The organism is Methylobacterium sp. NEAU K (assembly GCF_030700285.1).
Taxonomy (GTDB): domain Bacteria; phylum Pseudomonadota; class Alphaproteobacteria; order Rhizobiales; family Beijerinckiaceae; genus Methylobacterium.
Map to the genome: position 1 here is coordinate 1 of NZ_JAUYZJ010000065.1, position 14,264 is coordinate 14,264.

The 14,264-nt window shown below is 63.7% G+C and carries 17 protein-coding genes and 2 pseudogenes; 8 read left to right on the plus strand and 11 right to left on the minus strand.

All coding sequences use genetic code 11. The features are described 5' to 3' along the window. Positions 1-128: 128 nt before the first annotated feature. Positions 129-428: pseudogene (locus Q8W67_RS26450) on the minus strand (IS66 family transposase); the annotation flags it as partial. Between Q8W67_RS26450 and Q8W67_RS26455 the strand changes: the two are divergent. Then, positions 420-794 (plus strand): annotated as a pseudogene (locus Q8W67_RS26455) (diguanylate cyclase domain-containing protein); the annotation flags it as partial. The pseudogenes Q8W67_RS26450 and Q8W67_RS26455 sit on opposite strands and share 9 nt — an antisense overlap. 1,044 nt (positions 795-1,838) lie before the next feature. Here the strand turns inward: Q8W67_RS26455 and Q8W67_RS26460 are convergent. Further along, the gene (locus tag Q8W67_RS26460) at positions 1,839-2,198 is read right to left on the minus strand and encodes a hypothetical protein (RefSeq protein ID WP_305551177.1); all 360 of its coding nucleotides are present in this window, start codon (positions 2,196-2,198) and stop codon (positions 1,839-1,841) included. Positions 2,199-2,238: 40 nt separating this feature from the next. Continuing rightward, on the minus strand, positions 2,239-2,430 hold the full coding sequence (locus tag Q8W67_RS26465) for a hypothetical protein (protein ID WP_305551179.1): 192 nt from the start codon (positions 2,428-2,430) through the stop codon (positions 2,239-2,241). Between the two features lie 225 nt (positions 2,431-2,655). Here Q8W67_RS26465 and Q8W67_RS26470 point away from each other — a divergent pair, with 225 nt between their 5' ends. From Q8W67_RS26470 to Q8W67_RS26490, 5 genes are all read left to right on the plus strand, one after another. Further along, positions 2,656-2,898: a hypothetical protein gene (locus Q8W67_RS26470; protein WP_305551181.1), complete on the plus strand. Its 243-nt coding sequence runs from the start codon at positions 2,656-2,658 to the stop codon at positions 2,896-2,898. Next, the gene (locus Q8W67_RS26475; protein WP_305551184.1) at positions 2,895-3,137 is read left to right on the plus strand and encodes a hypothetical protein; all 243 of its coding nucleotides are present in this window, start codon (positions 2,895-2,897) and stop codon (positions 3,135-3,137) included. Before Q8W67_RS26470 ends, Q8W67_RS26475 begins: the two co-directional genes overlap by 4 nt. Next, complete coding sequence (locus Q8W67_RS26480; RefSeq protein WP_305551187.1) at positions 3,134-3,367, plus strand: hypothetical protein; 234 nt, start codon at positions 3,134-3,136, stop codon at positions 3,365-3,367. The genes Q8W67_RS26475 and Q8W67_RS26480 overlap by 4 nt, the downstream gene beginning before the upstream one ends. Before the next feature lie 63 nt (positions 3,368-3,430). Beyond that, complete coding sequence (locus tag Q8W67_RS26485) at positions 3,431-3,997, plus strand: hypothetical protein (protein ID WP_305551189.1); 567 nt, start codon at positions 3,431-3,433, stop codon at positions 3,995-3,997. Beyond that, complete coding sequence (locus Q8W67_RS26490) at positions 3,988-4,155, plus strand: hypothetical protein (RefSeq protein ID WP_305551191.1); 168 nt, start codon at positions 3,988-3,990, stop codon at positions 4,153-4,155. The genes Q8W67_RS26485 and Q8W67_RS26490 overlap by 10 nt, the downstream gene beginning before the upstream one ends. Positions 4,156-4,448: 293 nt before the next feature. Here Q8W67_RS26490 and Q8W67_RS26495 read toward each other — a convergent pair whose 3' ends face one another. From Q8W67_RS26495 to Q8W67_RS26525, 7 genes are all read right to left on the minus strand, one after another. Beyond that, the gene (locus Q8W67_RS26495; protein WP_305551192.1) at positions 4,449-4,589 is read right to left on the minus strand and encodes a hypothetical protein; all 141 of its coding nucleotides are present in this window, start codon (positions 4,587-4,589) and stop codon (positions 4,449-4,451) included. Positions 4,590-5,261: 672 nt separating this feature from the next. Continuing rightward, positions 5,262-5,465, minus strand: coding sequence for a hypothetical protein (locus Q8W67_RS26500; RefSeq protein ID WP_305551194.1), 204 nt, complete (start codon positions 5,463-5,465; stop codon positions 5,262-5,264). A 364-nt stretch (positions 5,466-5,829) separates the two neighbouring features. After that, entirely contained in the window at positions 5,830-6,966 is a 1,137-nt protein-coding gene (locus tag Q8W67_RS26505; protein WP_305551196.1) for an EAL domain-containing protein, read from the minus strand. A gap of 145 nt (positions 6,967-7,111) precedes the next feature. After that, on the minus strand, positions 7,112-8,602 hold the full coding sequence (locus Q8W67_RS26510; protein WP_305551198.1) for a sensor domain-containing diguanylate cyclase: 1,491 nt from the start codon (positions 8,600-8,602) through the stop codon (positions 7,112-7,114). Positions 8,603-8,873: 271 nt separating this feature from the next. Further along, positions 8,874-9,032, minus strand: a complete 159-nt coding sequence (locus Q8W67_RS26515) for a hypothetical protein (RefSeq protein ID WP_305551200.1) — start codon at positions 9,030-9,032, stop codon at positions 8,874-8,876. A 1,589-nt stretch (positions 9,033-10,621) separates the two neighbouring features. Further along, positions 10,622-10,798, minus strand: a complete 177-nt coding sequence (locus Q8W67_RS26520) for a hypothetical protein (RefSeq protein ID WP_305551202.1) — start codon at positions 10,796-10,798, stop codon at positions 10,622-10,624. 189 nt (positions 10,799-10,987) lie between these two features. Continuing rightward, positions 10,988-11,443, minus strand: coding sequence for a MucR family transcriptional regulator (locus tag Q8W67_RS26525; RefSeq protein ID WP_305551204.1), 456 nt, complete (start codon positions 11,441-11,443; stop codon positions 10,988-10,990). Between the two features lie 389 nt (positions 11,444-11,832). Here Q8W67_RS26525 and Q8W67_RS26530 point away from each other — a divergent pair, with 389 nt between their 5' ends. Continuing rightward, positions 11,833-12,141, plus strand: a complete 309-nt coding sequence (locus Q8W67_RS26530; protein WP_370693965.1) for a septal ring lytic transglycosylase RlpA family protein — start codon at positions 11,833-11,835, stop codon at positions 12,139-12,141. 574 nt (positions 12,142-12,715) lie between these two features. Next, on the plus strand, positions 12,716-12,979 hold the full coding sequence (locus Q8W67_RS26535) for a hypothetical protein (protein ID WP_305551206.1): 264 nt from the start codon (positions 12,716-12,718) through the stop codon (positions 12,977-12,979). 216 nt (positions 12,980-13,195) lie between these two features. Here Q8W67_RS26535 and Q8W67_RS26540 read toward each other — a convergent pair whose 3' ends face one another. Next, positions 13,196-13,732, minus strand: coding sequence for a hypothetical protein (locus Q8W67_RS26540; RefSeq protein ID WP_305550384.1), 537 nt, complete (start codon positions 13,730-13,732; stop codon positions 13,196-13,198). Positions 13,733-14,264 lie beyond the last annotated feature (532 nt).

A 14,264-nucleotide genomic window follows, 5' to 3' on the forward strand; every position in this document is an offset into this window, starting at 1 on the left:
CGCCCATCGTGGAGCGTCAGCCACAAAAGGGCGAGCACCGCCTCGTCGATGCGCTCCTCGTCGACCGCCATCTGAGCAGATTAGCACGCCGCGCTCAGACCGGGCGTGGTGCCAGCCGATCGGTTACGTTGCTCGCGCGCGCGGCTGATCTTGGCCTGGAGATCGCGGGTCAGATCACAGCGGCTCGGCGTGGCCAGGATGGCGCCGAGTTGCCGGTCCAGACTCCGGCGCTTGGCGGAGAGCGTCGAGGCGGCGAGATCGGTGACGCGCTCGGCCAGGGCGAACACGGCCTGCAGCCAAAGGTGCAGACGCCAGGGCACGGGATCGTCGCTGGCCTCGACGCCGTAGGCGATATCGCGGGCCAGATGGGCCAGGCAGGTCTGGTGCTCAGCCGCGTGGCCCTGTTGGGCGGTGTAGCGGTCCGAGGCCGGCCCCACTACGCCGTGGCGGTCCGCGACTTGCGCGGCCGCCGCCAAGCCGAGAATCAGATCCAGTTCCTCGCCCACCATGACGCCCTGACCGGACTGGCCAACCGCGCGAGCTTCGGCAAGCGGCTGGAGCAGGAGATGCGGGCGGCGGACGCGGGCAACCGCAAGCTTGCGGTGCTTTGCCTCGACCGCTTCAAGGAGGTCAACGACCTGTTCGGGCACGCCGCCGGCGATGCTATGCTGGAGAACGTGGCCCGGATCGTCACGGACGAGCTCGACAGTACGCAGATGATGGCGCGGCTCGGCGGCGACGAGTTCGCCGTCCTGATGCCCTGTGAGCATGCTTCAGCGGTCGTGCGCCTGGCCTGCAGCTTGCGGGGCGGCGAATGGCTCGACGATGAGACCGCGAGCTGACTTGCGGCGCGCTCCTTCTTGGGTGCGCCGCCCTTTTCTGCTTCAACGCATGTCCCGGCTGGTGAGCTGCCGGGCACCTTCGGCCGGATGCACGATCTGGCGCTTCCGAACCCTCAGTCGGTGACGCTGTAGGGGGCTCGCGGTCCCGTAGACTGTCGTGCGAACTGCCACAACCGCCCCTCCTTCAGCGCCTCTTCCACGAGGCGGGGGGTGGGATGGGCGGGCAGACGATAGCTAGCCCCGATTGTAACCAGCAGAACCATGCCAGCTTGAACTCGCCCGCTGGCGAGGGGTTCGGTTCAAGCGCGTCAAGCGCATAGCCGGACTGGCTCATCATTCCAAAAAGCCAGGCGGCGAGGAGAGCGCCCATGGCTACGAAGTCAGAACGGATCGAGTTCGCCCAAACTGCCCTCGACGCCTACATCCATGCCGAGGGTGCCGACCGTCGTTGGGTTGGTGGCGTGCCAGCCTGTGATGTTGTGGATCTCATCACGGACCTCCTGCTACTCGCGAAGGCCAAGGGACACGACCCCTGCTCAGTGCTTAGCAGAGCCAAGAGGCACCTGGAGGCAGAGGCTTCGGAGCGCTGCTAGAGCGTCAAAAGGGCGCTCCCCTCACTGCAGATAGCCCTTCGCCTTCAGGTGCTCGATGAGGGGCATAAGTTGGCCCCCTCAGGATCCTCGCGGTGCCGCACGTAGCCCTGGCGGTGAGCGGATTAGGGTCCGATGCTCTCTCGCGCCAGCCGCATCGCTCGCAGCTTCGCTGTCCGTTCGTCGACCGCACGGCGCTCAGCCTCGACCTGCCTCCACACTCTGTCAGCGTTCTCCTGCTGGGCTTCCTTCCTCGCCCGCATGGTCTCACGATGCCCTTGAACATGGCTCGGCAGTAAGGACATGCGCTCTCCTCTCAACCTGTGGGCGAGAGACCTAGGGCACTTCGCGTCGCTGTCACGTCCGAGCCGCCCTCAGCGCCTCTTCCACGAGGCGGCGGATGGGATCAGATCCGCTTCCCTTGCACACCAAGGCCGACGCGATCAGCCGCAGCAGAAGCGCAGCCGTGCTCGAAGATGGCGGTTTCCAGCCCTGAGAGGGCCTCGCAGGCCAAGCGTCTGGCCTGATCAAGGAGCCTCAGGCTGGCTTCATTGGGTGCGGTAAGGAGTTCCTGCAGGGCGTCGAGGCGCTCGGCCATGTGGGTCTGAGCGTCTTGAATGTCGCCGTTCGGCTCGACAAAACGCATCGGAGCGTTGATCAGCCGCCGAACGGTTTCGAGTAGGTCGCTGTCCCCGGCTGCAAAGCTCTCTACCCGCTGGACGGCTGCCTTGAATGCGTTCGCGAGATCGGATCTGAGCTGGCTCACGAGTGACGCTCGACTGAGTTAGACTGGTTTGGCGAAATCGCTAGCCGTTCCCGATATCGTGGCCGGCAGGCAGTTGAAGGTATCCCTTCGCCTTTAGGTGCTCGATCACGAGCATTTCCATCAGCGCCGCGAGTGAGCGGTTGTCATCGGCGGCGGCCTTTTCGGCGGCAGCCTTTACCGACGGACGCATCCGTACCTGGAAGACAGCGGTCTTTTTCTCTTCCAGCGCCATTGTATGTCGGACCGATGGACAGCCGTGGATTTACCGTGATTGTATGTCGGTGCGCCATACAACGCAACGGCCCGCAACGGTGTTTGCACCACCGCGCGGGCCTGACCACGCAACGCCTTGGGAACCGTCACATGGCTATCCACCACCCTACACCGCCCCTTGGCGGCGGTGAACGCCCGCGCTTGCCTTCAGCACAGGTAGGACCGGTCACAGGCCATCCGCGCGATGCGGGCGGCCGATCATTGCACGCTGCGCGTGCAACGTTCCGTGCCCCAAGGTGGGGCGCAGTTCACTCACGACATCCCCGCCGTATCCCGCACCGAGGTCGAGACCCTCATCAAGGGCCTGATCGACCTCCTCGATGCCTTTGACCGCGATGCCGACCTGGAGCCGGAGGTGTTGGACGCCTCGGCGGCCGAGTGGGCCGGCTGCGGCGCTCACCGCTTCAACGTCGGGAGGGCGGCATGAGCGCGTCCGCATCCCACCGCGACAACCTCGCAGATCTCCTCTCCGACATGGAGGAGAAGGTCTGCAACCTCGTTCGCTGGGGCGAGGCAATCAGCGCGCTCGGTACTATCAATTCCATGGTCCACCCCGGGTCGATCTACGTCATGGGCCGCGGGCTGCTTGCCGAGGCCAGGACCGTGAAGGAGGATTGGGAGCGCTGCTTCCACCTGTCTCATCTGAGCGAGGAGGATGCACGATGACCGGCCCCGCCTCCCGCCGTGGATTCCTTCGCGGCCTGACCGCGCTTCCGCTGATCGGCGGCGGCGTCACCCTGATCGGAGCCCCGTCCGCGGTCGCCGAGCCAATCACACCTCGGCTGCTCCGCGAGTATCACGACTGGCTGATGTTCGAGCGTAGTTGCCTGACGCGCGAGATTGAGGGCGGCACGCCATCTCGCTTTGGTCCAGACAGCGTCCGAGGCGCGGCTTGAAGTTGGCATCTCGCCCGCGGGGAGCGCCGTCTCGACTCGGAAGGCCAGCCGACGGGCGACGGGGTGTCCTTCCTGTCGACCAGGGCCGCCCTGGTGCTCAGCGCGGTCGGCTGCGACTGGCGGGCGGGCTCGGCATGGATGTTGAACCCGTCTACCCGCCGCGCAGCCCTTGGCGCCATCCTCGCGGCTCCGCTGGCATCCGTGCCGGCTGTGGCTGCCGTGCCCCACGATCTGCCGGAGCACCAGGTCCGATTCCTCGCCCTAGCCCCAACGCTGCTGCCGGTGCTCACAGAGTACGACAGGCTCTGGGCCGAGGCGACCAGGCTTTACGGGATCGCTGAAGCTGCGCATCCGCGGCCTGAGCCGCGGATCTTCAGCTTCGACGCTCTGACAGAGGCTGACCGGAACATCGTGATCACACCCGTGTGGAGGGTCTACCTTACTACTCGGCGACCGGCCGACGATCTGGACAACCGTCTTGAGGCGATCGTCTCGCCTTTCATGGATGAGCCGATGCTGAGCCTGCCGGCGATCCTGCTCAAGCATCGGATCGGGATCACACTGGGACATTACGAGGACGACGCGATGGGTGACATTGGCCGGCTCACGAAGGAGGTCTTATGTGCCTGATCTACGCCTTCCTCGCCATCCGCATGATCCGGCTCGCCCGATCCGATCTGCGGTACCGGAACGGTGATGAGGCCTTCGAGAGGTCGCGGGATCGGGTACGGCAGGCCGAAGTCCTGGCCGACCGCGCGGACCTGCCGTCGCTGGCAGCGATGCGGTGATATCGCGATGGATCTAAGCATCCACGCCCGCCCGTAAGCAAAGAGGGGGGCGTGCCCAGGACGGGCGAGGAGGTCGGCGCAATGCCGACAAATCCAAGTTAACTCAGGTCGGCAGTTCTTGTCTCGGTAGCAGGCCGCATCCACGCCCGCCCGGTACGGTCGGATATGATTCGCCGGGCGAGCGTGGAGGTCAGCTGCGGCACTGACGACGTAATTCAAACCGGCGGACTTTGCCGGTTGATGTCCGCCAACAAACGCCGCTCGCGCATCCCGTGCGGGCGAGAAGATCGAGCCTACCCGGCCTGTGCAATCCAACTGAGCACCGTCACGAGGCGCTCGGCTTGAGCCCGGGTCAGATTGGACACGACGGCGGCGCCATCGCGGTAAACTGTGAAGGTGCCGTCCTCAGAAGCGCGGATCTTGATCGAAGCCATCAGCTCAGCCCAGCGACCGTTCAGCGGCCTATATGGCTAAGCTCGGGAAACAGTGCGGCAACAATGTGGGTTTCTGCGCAGCCCGTCCCTCACGAACGCCGCTCACGCATCCGGTGCGGGGAGGGAGGTTGTCCGCCCCAGTTCGTAGTCGTGCGGACAGCTCCGCATTGTCGTCGTAGATATAAACTTGGGTAGTAAACTGAACTATGGAGCTACCACTATGTCAAATCACAGCAATTTACCCAGCGTGGGCGGACGCTCCCTCAGCCTGAGATAGACGACCTCCCCGCCAGCCTGTGATCAGATTGGGCGACGGGGGTCTAGCCGAGCCTCAGGACAGCGCCTGCGGGTGCGGCGAGGGCCTGCCGCTGTACGTCTCGCCTTGCAAGGGGCAGCCGCTGTGCGACCTCCGGTGGGACATAAATCGGCGAACGCTGGGGCCGCTGTAGGCGCCGAGGATCATGACCCTCCCGTGGCAGGCGGGGCAGCGCTTGACCGCCATGGTGTGGTGAGACGCAGCCTCGTCCAGGCTGACGGCACGCCATGCGCCCTCGATTTTAACTTCACAGGTCTGCGGGTCGGGGCTTGGCATCGCGCCGACCTGCCATGCTGACGCGAGGGTCGCCAGTGCCTCGGGGTCACACCGCTTCTGGCCTGCGGACCGCCGCCTCGCTACGCCGAGGCCACGATCATCCGTGCGCGCGCCTCGGCCAAGCGCTCTTCGTCCGTGTGGACCGGCATGTCGGCGACGACCTTCTCGACGACCTGCCGCGTGATCGCCTCGTCGAGGCCGAGGCCGCGGGCGAACCCGTCGAGGCGCCTCATTATGTGCTGGGTCGCGGCGCGCTCGTGTGCGGCCTCGGGATCGTCACTCATCCCTGAACCGGGAAGCCCATGATGACGGCGGTCATCACAGAGCGTGCCCGCGATCCGGCCACGAATAGGCCGGAGAAACGGCAGGAGCCTTTCCTGTCCAAGGCAGCTGACGTCGGGTAAGGGTGATTACGCCGGCGTTTGCATCGAGTAAACTTACTCTTTATCTCTACGCCTGGTGGTGAGCCAAATCCTGCGCGCACGGCGAAATACAAAGCCCTATTGTGCTACGCTGGACTGCCCGTGCTTTAACCGCGCTCCCGGCAGCCCCGTCAGCAGCTGAATAGGATTAACGGGGGGGTTCTCCCAGAAAGATCTTAGCCGCCGACCGAGAACGGGGTTACCTGAATCGTCGCGACACCCTTGCTCAGGCGGCAACAGCTTCACAGTGAAACCGTGAAGACGGATCAGCCAATGCCTCCTCCAACTCTCTCCGGAAATCGTCCGCTCCAGTTTGCCAACGCCCGGGCTCGGCGTCGTACAAAGCCATGACCTCGTGGAAGCGCTTGTGTGCCTGTCCGAAGGCGGTGTCGTGGACGCCTAGTCGGTCGAAGAAGGTACCGATGCTGCAGGCATGCGGATCCTTTGCTGCCTCCTTCCAAGCCATTGGGAGCCGTTGACCCATCAGTATGCGGCAGGCTTCCACGACACGCAGGTGGCCAGCATAGGCACCAAGCAGCGTACAGGGTCCCTGTTCCAACTTTCCAGGTAGGCGTGCGCTCAGCCAGCCAGGAACGGCTTCGGCCGGCATCGGTCGGGCGATGGCATAACCTTGGGCGAGATCGACACCTAACACACGAAGGGCATCGTAGATTTCGGGCGTCTCCACGCCCTCGACCACCAACTGCTTACCGATGCTGCGGGCCAAGCCCTGCAGGCTGAACACGAAGGTTAGGTCCCTCGGACGCAAGGCCAATCCACGGGCAAAGGATTGATCGAGCTTCATGATGTCGACCGGCAGATCGCGCAGCGTCGTCAGCGACGAGTAGGCGCTGCCGATGTCGTCGAGCGCCACCGCGACGCCCATGGAGCGCACCCGCGACAGGCGCTCGGACATCCGCGCGATGTCGGCTGTCTCGTGTCGCTCCAGCAGTTCCAGCACGAGCGAACCATCGGCCGCGTAACCGTTGCTGTCGAAATTTCGGCGTAGAAGTCCGAGAAATCCGTCCGAGAGTACAAGCGGCGCCTCAACATTGACGGTCACGTACAAGCCGGCCCCACCGTGCGGGAGTGTTCGGCGTAGGGCAACGGCTTGCCCCAGCATCTCGTTGAAGAGTACCGCGAGGTCCTCCTGCGAAAGCTCTGGCAAGAAAGCTGCGGGGCTCAGCAAGCGATCATCGAGGGCCAGCCGGGCCAGAGCCTCGAAGCCGACGATCTGGCCGGTCTGCAGGTTCTCGATCGGCTGGAACGCGGCTCGGACATAGGCACCGGACCGGTGCAGTATGGATGGGCTGCGGGCGGAGGCCGTGCGTGGCTTGCGAACCCGAACTGGGTGCACGGTCATCAGCGTTCCTGGTTGGCTCGGTCTGAGTGGTGTTTGGATACGACGCCGGTCTGTATGCTAGTCGACATTGCATTGCACAGAGGTTAATGACCGCAATAAAAACGCGGCGTCGCGTCAGGTGCGTGATCGAGCGTCAACTCACAAGCTAAAGTGCTCTCTCGCTGGGTTCCGTGCACCGGACTAGGTTCCGCCCCGCGCCCTTGGCTGCGTACAAGGCGGCGTCGGCCTCTGCGCCGAGCGCTGACGGGGTGTGCGCCAAGACTTCAGGAACGCTAGTCACGCCGCAGCTCACTGTGAGCACCGCGTGCGGTCCGGCGGCATGAGACATGGCCCAACCCATCACCGTCGCTCGGATCCGCTCGGCCACGATCTCCGCGCGCGCCATATCAACCTCAGGCAGGATCACGGCGAATTCCTCGCCGCCGATGCGACAGGCGATATCACTCGCGCGGTTGGCAGCCGCCCGGATAGAGCCGGCGATCAGGCGAAGCGCCTCGTCGCCGCGCTGATGGCCGTAGGTATCGTTGAAGCCCTTGAAGCAGTCTGCATCGATCAGGATCAACGACAGCGGCCAGCGGCCCCGCATTGCGCGGCCCCATTCCTGCGCCAGCGCGTCGTCGAAGCGCCGCCGGTTACCGAGGCCGGTCAGCGCGTCGGTGGTCGCCTGCTCCGCCAAGTGGGCATTAGCGGCGACCAGCCTCGCTTCTGCCTGCTCGCGTCGGCCTAGCTCGCGGCGCAGCAGCCAAGTCAGGCCTGCCGTGACGCCGCAGAGGCTGAGCAGCACCATGCCGAGGCCGAGCGCTCGCTGCCACCACTCGGCGTAGATCCTGGACGGTGCCACGGCGATGCTGAGGATAAGGGGCTCCGTGCCGAGCCGCGCGAAGGTGAGCCGACGCTCACCGTCTCCGACCGTCGCAGGCCCGACAAAGCTGCCGTCGCGCATCGCGATCATGCGGCGGTAGCTCGGGGTCTCAGCCACGCTCGTGCCGATCGCACTCTGATCGAAGGGCTCGCGCATCAGGATGACGCCGTCCGGTCCATAGAGCGTCACGGTTCCGGCATGCTCGGCGTCGACCGAGGCGAACAGGCTGCGCAGGTAGTCGATCTTGATGCCGCCGACCACAACGCCGGCAAAGGAGCCGTCCGGGTTCGACAGGCGGCGGGAGAGCATGATCATGTGCTGGCCGCTCACCCGCGAGATGGCAGGCGGGCTGATGTGCAGGCCATCGTCCTCTGGATGGGCAGTGAAGTGACGAAAGTACTCGGTGTCGGACCGGTCGAGCCCTTTCGGTACCAAGGGGTTTGAGCCCGAAACGATAGCGCCGTTCGTATCGAGGAGCAGCAGGAAGGCGAAGCCGGGCGCGGACGCAGCACGGTTGAACAGGATCAGCTGGCGCAACTCGGGCGCCGCTTGTGCGACGTCATCTCGCCCGAAGCTGTCGACGACCGCTTGGAGGGACAGGTCATAGAGTTCGACATTGCGCGCGATATCGCGGCCGAGCACCTGCACGAGGCTGTTCGCAGTTAGCTCGCTGCGACGCTCTGCGTCCGTGCGCATCTGCCAGAGCAGAAGCGCAGCTACGCTGATCAGGCTGGCGACGGTGAGAAAATTGGCAACGGTGAGCCAGCGGGCCAAAGATGGCCCGAACCACGAGCGATCGAGGTACCCTGGCGGCCTAGTCTCAGCGTCCACCACCTCAGGCGTGCTTGGCATCAAAGCACCCAATGCATCAGACCATGGCCGAGGATGCGGCGCAGATCCGTGCTGCCCGCATCCGCAGGCGTGCCGGACGTTTCGCTCATCCCTGGACCAGGCAGCCCATGATGACGGCGGTCATGACCATCGTGCGCCGCAGCCCCGGCGTGGTGGCTTGGTCCGCCAGCAGCTTCTTGGCCTGCGGGTGCATCTAGATCGCCTTGGCCACATCGACCCGGTGGCCGGACTTGGAGGCGAACGGCTCGGTGTTCTCGTCTTGCAGACAGGCGACCGTCGCGGCCACGATCTCAGCGTCGGTAATCTCGGACTTGCGGCGCAGGTCGCCGACGGAAGGGATCTCTTTGGCCATACTGCTGGGTAGCGTGCGCCGGCGGGCCCGTCGAGTAGCAGAGACCTAGGCCCCTTACCTGCGCCAGCCGGGCGGCCATATCATCACTTTGCCAACGCCGGCGGCTTGAGCGAGCCGAGTATCAGCCATCTCGCGCGTTTCTCGGGCAAGCTGGGGCCGAACGAGACTGTCGATAGCCTGACGAAGCATTGAGTCTGGAAAGAGCCCCGCAGGTTCAAAGCCGCTGGGCGGTTGGCCGCTACTTGCCGCTTGAAGCGGCACCGCCGCGGTGGCGGCGTTGTCCGTTCCGCGGCCGGCGACCGCGCCAGGTGTGCTGAAGGACGAGCCGCCGGTGGTGCCGGACCCGTACCTGTGCTCATCGAGCCGGAGCCGCCCTCGATTGACTTCTCGAAGTTGCTCCTGACGCAGCCCGGATTGTTTAAGGTGTCCTCGGCCCTGCCGCCGGCTGGCATCTGAGCGAGAGTTCCTCTGGGCGGGTCGCTCAGGAAACGAAAGGGCCCCCGAATCCGGCCCTTCCTACCATCTTGATGTATTGCTCGGCACCGGCCTCCGCCCGCAGCCGCAGCGCCTGGATGCGGTTATGCCGTGCCTGCTGGAGCAAGGCCTTAGCGGTTGCGGCCTGCCCCGGTTCACCAAGGTGACAGGCTGCACGGGCCATCTCGGTCGCGATTGAGTCTGCGAGAGCGGCGGTTCGAACCCGGTTGATGGACGACGCGATCAAAGCTGCCTCCAGTCATCGGCGGCCTTGATCGTCAATCCGATCACTTAACGGTTGCTTAACTATCTCCGCCGTGGCGAGGTTCGCCCCCGCATTCGTCCCGGAGGCAAGTTTCTTCTTGGCTCTGCGCCGCCGACGCAGTCAGCGCTCCTAGTTCGGCTCGGCCTTCTCCACCGTTCACGTAAATTCTCGCCAGGTCTAATTCGTCGCGGGATAGGGACGCTCAACAAAGTAGAACCAGCCGCCCCGGAGCGCCGGCTCATCCTTCGGATCGTAGGTCTGTCCGTGCTGCCCGGGCATGCTGCTCAAGATGGCTGGTGCTGGGGCGAGTGTCGAGGCTATTAGGTTCCAGCGCTTCCTGCGCTTTGCTGTTGACGGATGGACTACGTAGCTCGCCGAAGCCGAATATCAGGCCTATACGTAGACTGCATTCGCTGCACAGTTCTGCCAAAATTCGAGAACAGTTAATGATCTGTTAACCATTTCTGGCGCTGGTTCGCCTCGTTCTAAGGAGCCCGTTCCATGATCTCAGCCGGCCTCGTGGTCGTAATCAGTGCAGCACTCAGCGCGGCTGCGGCCGGTGCCGTGAGCGGCCCTAAGGCCCGCAACGGGTAGCGCCACCCTAAGCAGTTTGGTGGAGTGTGATGGCTCCGCTACATGTCCGATTTCTTATTCTCATCGCCGTTGTCGGGCCTCGAACCGGCACATTTCGGCTGCCACACTGACCGGCTTGAACGCCATCTCCGGTCCTCGCGATGCTCGCTACCGCCCGCAACTTCTTCATCCAGAACCGCGAGGGTGGTGCGGTGCTCGGGTCCTCCGCCGTGTTCATGGCAGGAGCCATAACGCTGATCTGGCTGCTCGGCTAACGCTACAGGTCACGCCGCTGTCTCAGCCGCAGCGCCAGGATCAGCGCGCCAGGCCAGAACACAAGGCTGAGCACGGCGACCGGCACGATGGCACGGTCTTTCCACCACGTGATCACAACCGGCAGGAACAACCCCGGTACTGCGATCGCGAGAAAGGTCCAGAACTCAAGGTCGGGCACGAGGCGCCTCTACAATTGACGCCCTGTTAACCCTCCGACCGCAGCATCGATGCGCGACCGGGCCACAGCCCGAATGCCTTCAGAGCAGCGCGCTGTTGGACAGCGCCGCGCGGCCTCGTCGGCGTCATCGCGATGGGGCCGCTCCTTTCGATCGGAGAGGGGCGGCCCCTTCTACGCTGTTGAACTTCGTCAAGCAGCTTTGCGCGTCCTATCCTTACGCTCCGCTTGACCACCCGACCGCCCGAGGCCGAGCGCCTTGGCAAGCTGTGAGCGCCGCTCAGCGTAGGCCCGAGCGACCATGGGGTAGTCGGTCGGCAGGCCGTAGTGCTCGCGGTAGCTGCGCGGATCGAGACCACGGGTGGTCAGGTGACGCTTCAGAGTCTTGTAGCTCTTACCGTCGATGAAGCTGACGATGCCGTCGTGCTGGACCGATTTGCGGATCTGGGCCGGGCTCGGCTTCTCGATCTCAAGCGCAGGTGCCGCAATTGGAGCGCCGGACTGCAAAGCTTTTAGGGCCGCATGGACGACCTCGATCAGCTTTGGAAGCTCGGCGCTAGGGACGGAATTCTTCGTCACGTAGGCGCAAACGATTTCGCCTGTCAGGCCGGCCAAGCTCAGGGCCGCTCCGTCAATAATTCCGATCATTTTCTTACCTTCGTATCTTTAATACGGCATTGAAATTATGCATAATCCATTCGGGTTTGAACAACAATCTATTTTGAAACAAAATCAAATTTAGGCTTCTGAAAGGAGCAATTTGGCTGGAAATATTTTCGACTCATCCGAATTGCGAAGGTTGAATGCGAGTTCATTCAACGTGTCCGTAGAGGTCCCGACCAGCCACCAGTCCACCCTCCAGCGAGGCGCAATCGGCAGACGTCGGCCCAACCGATCTGTCGCATTTATGGCGACCGCTCCCGCATATCAGCTATGCAACGTTGTGGCTCAGTGTGGTCACATTTGATCTCCTTTAGCAGCCCCGTTCAAAACAACAGCGGGAATGCAAGTTGATTTCAAAAATCAGGCCGTTGCTTTTGGCCCTCGTCGCAACCTTTTGCCTTCCGATCGCCTGTGCAGAGGCCGAAGCGTCCTCCGCTCAGCAGGCTGGTGTCGCGTCTTGGTACGGACCCGGCTTTCACGGCCGGAAGACATCCAATGGCGAGCGCTTCGACATGAACGCGTTGACGGCTGCGCACCGCACCTTGCCACTGGGTACGCAGGTGCGGGTGACCAACACGCGCAATGGTCGGTCGGTCGTGGTGCGGATCAACGACCGCGGTCCCTATGCCGGTCGGTGCGTGATCGATCTATCGAAAGCCTCAGCGCAAGCTATCGGCGTCTAAGGGCTGGTCACGGTCCGCATTGCTCGCCTCTGATTGCTTACCGGCAGCCTGTGGTCCTTTGTGGTCTTGGTCCTCGGAACTACCGAAAGCGCTAAATGGCCGCTTTCGGGCAACTGGCGAGTGTGCCCACCGAGCCTCGACGCATGCCCTCAGGTCCGTCAGCGCCGGTGTGGGTTCCCGAGACGGGTTCCAGAAGGGGTAAGGCTGCTAACAGCAGAGCACGGCCGCGGTACGGTAGTGTACGCAGGGTATGGATCGGCTCCGAAGCGGGACCCCGGCCGAAACTGCATTATCGCTTTGATATCGTTCAAATAATCGAGAAGATGGTGGGGTCCCAATCGGCGCCGACCGGGACCCCGCACCACCCTCGATTTTGCTAATAACTTCAACGCGCTACTTCGAATTTGATTGGGGTCCCACTTCAACGCCGATCCACATCTGCGCGACGGACAGCTTTCATGCTATGCTCGTCGTGCGAGCTTTCGGACGTCTGGCATCGCGTCGACGGCCGGTTCAAAGCCATGAGCGCCCAACTGCGAGCATCCGAGACACCCCTGTCGAGCGGAGTGTCAGCATGACCGAGATGCACATCACCCATTTCCGCATCCTTGAGGCGATGGCCGCCGTGGAGCGCGAGGTTGGAGACCGACTCGGCTTCGGGCCAGCCCGTTCGCTCACGCAAGAGATGGCGGTGTACCTGGGCGCCGAGGCCGCGGTTGAGGCGTGGGCAACTGCCAAGCACGATCAGCCGGAGCTGGAGCCTCGCAACGACCTGGAGCAGTTGTGCTCCGAGTTCATCGTGCTCCACGCCGTCGAGACCGCGAGCTGGGTACACTAGCCGCATAGGAAGTCCGGCCGTTGAAGTCCCCGCGAGCTTCTCACTTCAGCTTGAGGGCGAGGAGGATCATGGGGCGGCTCCGGAGCGGAGCGGCAAGCTGGGTCGGTATGCCTAACACCCCATGAACGCGAGCCTGTTCCTGTGTGCGACAGGCCCTTCCTACGGGCGTCCTGATCTGACGCCTGAGTTTCCGCAGCACCGTCCCGCAGCTGGGTATCACCCTACGTTCTCAAGCGCCTGTTGCAGGCCCCACCATCCCTTCACCTTCGCAGGCAAAGAGCTAGAGGGCTTCTTCGACAGCTTGGCTGAACAGCGCACCGCGTCCAGCCGGCTTGCGGCCTCATCCAGGCCGAGCGGATCCGCTTGCTGCCCAATAGCGAGCGCACCTTCGAGAGCTTCTAGCCCTTTGTCGAAGCTGAAAAAATCCGGGAACAGTGGGGAACCGATATGTGCCTCGATATAACGGGCCCGCTCTTGCTCAACCCCTGGCTTGTCCGCACAGGCCAGCCGCGTCACGAACGGCATCAGGCGCTGTCGCTGCGTGTTCGTCGCGTTGTCATTCAGCTGCATGGCAAGCTCACAGATCGGGCGGGAGAAGCATGCGGGCATGGCGTGTACCGAACGCACGGGCCGGTAGCCGAACCCGCACGCGACAATGGCCGCCTCATTGATGCAGGTGCCTCCCTCTGGGCCGGGGAAGGGGTGTGAACCGCGAAGGAGCTTCCAGTTCAGGATGTGATCGAAGTCGCTCATGGTGGCTAACTCCGTAGCCGCCCCCACGCTGAGCCTCCTCCCACGCGGTTGCGCCGTCAATCACTCGGACGCCGTAGCCTTAGAAGGGAGCTTCAGTGTTCGCGCCTGCGCCAACGTCTGCGCGACCGGCCACCGGCTCCTCCGCTTACAGCAAGGCGCCGACCGCCTCGTGGCAGGATCCGCATGAGGTGGGCGAGCAGCGTCCGTATGTCAGGATCTCGCCAGAACTGGTCTTCTCGCTAGCTAGAGGGCCCTTATGATCAAGCTGACACCCCAGCGGGTTCGCTACGTTCTGCGGTTCGCCGGGGGCGCGCTGTTCATGCTGTTCTTTTGCTTTATGGGCTGGCGGCTCGCGCTGGTTTCCTGATCCGCTCCAGTCTTGGGGCCGTTCGTAACATCGGATGAGCGCCATCCGTGATGGCCGGCCGGTCCTGGCAACCAAGTGTCAACTTTCAGACATTAGCTCGGCGCCGCCGGCGTTTGGCTGGCCATCCACGTCCGCCTACCGCTCGCCCCTCAGCGACAAAGGCGG

Coding starts and splice junctions, on each gene's coding strand:
- Q8W67_RS26465 (WP_305551179.1), bottom strand. CDS start 2,430: ATGGCGCTGGAAGAGAAAAAGACCGCTGTCTTCCAGGTACGGATGCGT.
- Q8W67_RS26470 (WP_305551181.1), top strand. CDS start 2,656: ATGCGGGCGGCCGATCATTGCACGCTGCGCGTGCAACGTTCCGTGCCC.
- Q8W67_RS26475 (WP_305551184.1), top strand. CDS start 2,895: ATGAGCGCGTCCGCATCCCACCGCGACAACCTCGCAGATCTCCTCTCC.
- Q8W67_RS26480 (WP_305551187.1), top strand. CDS start 3,134: ATGACCGGCCCCGCCTCCCGCCGTGGATTCCTTCGCGGCCTGACCGCG.
- Q8W67_RS26490 (WP_305551191.1), top strand. CDS start 3,988: ATGTGCCTGATCTACGCCTTCCTCGCCATCCGCATGATCCGGCTCGCC.
- Q8W67_RS26495 (WP_305551192.1), bottom strand. CDS start 4,589: ATGGCTTCGATCAAGATCCGCGCTTCTGAGGACGGCACCTTCACAGTT.
- Q8W67_RS26500 (WP_305551194.1), bottom strand. CDS start 5,465: ATGAGTGACGATCCCGAGGCCGCACACGAGCGCGCCGCGACCCAGCAC.
- Q8W67_RS26505 (WP_305551196.1), bottom strand. CDS start 6,966: ATGACCGTGCACCCAGTTCGGGTTCGCAAGCCACGCACGGCCTCCGCC.
- Q8W67_RS26515 (WP_305551200.1), bottom strand. CDS start 9,032: ATGGCCAAAGAGATCCCTTCCGTCGGCGACCTGCGCCGCAAGTCCGAG.
- Q8W67_RS26525 (WP_305551204.1), bottom strand. CDS start 11,443: ATGATCGGAATTATTGACGGAGCGGCCCTGAGCTTGGCCGGCCTGACA.
- Q8W67_RS26535 (WP_305551206.1), top strand. CDS start 12,716: ATGACCGAGATGCACATCACCCATTTCCGCATCCTTGAGGCGATGGCC.
- Q8W67_RS26540 (WP_305550384.1), bottom strand. CDS start 13,732: ATGAGCGACTTCGATCACATCCTGAACTGGAAGCTCCTTCGCGGTTCA.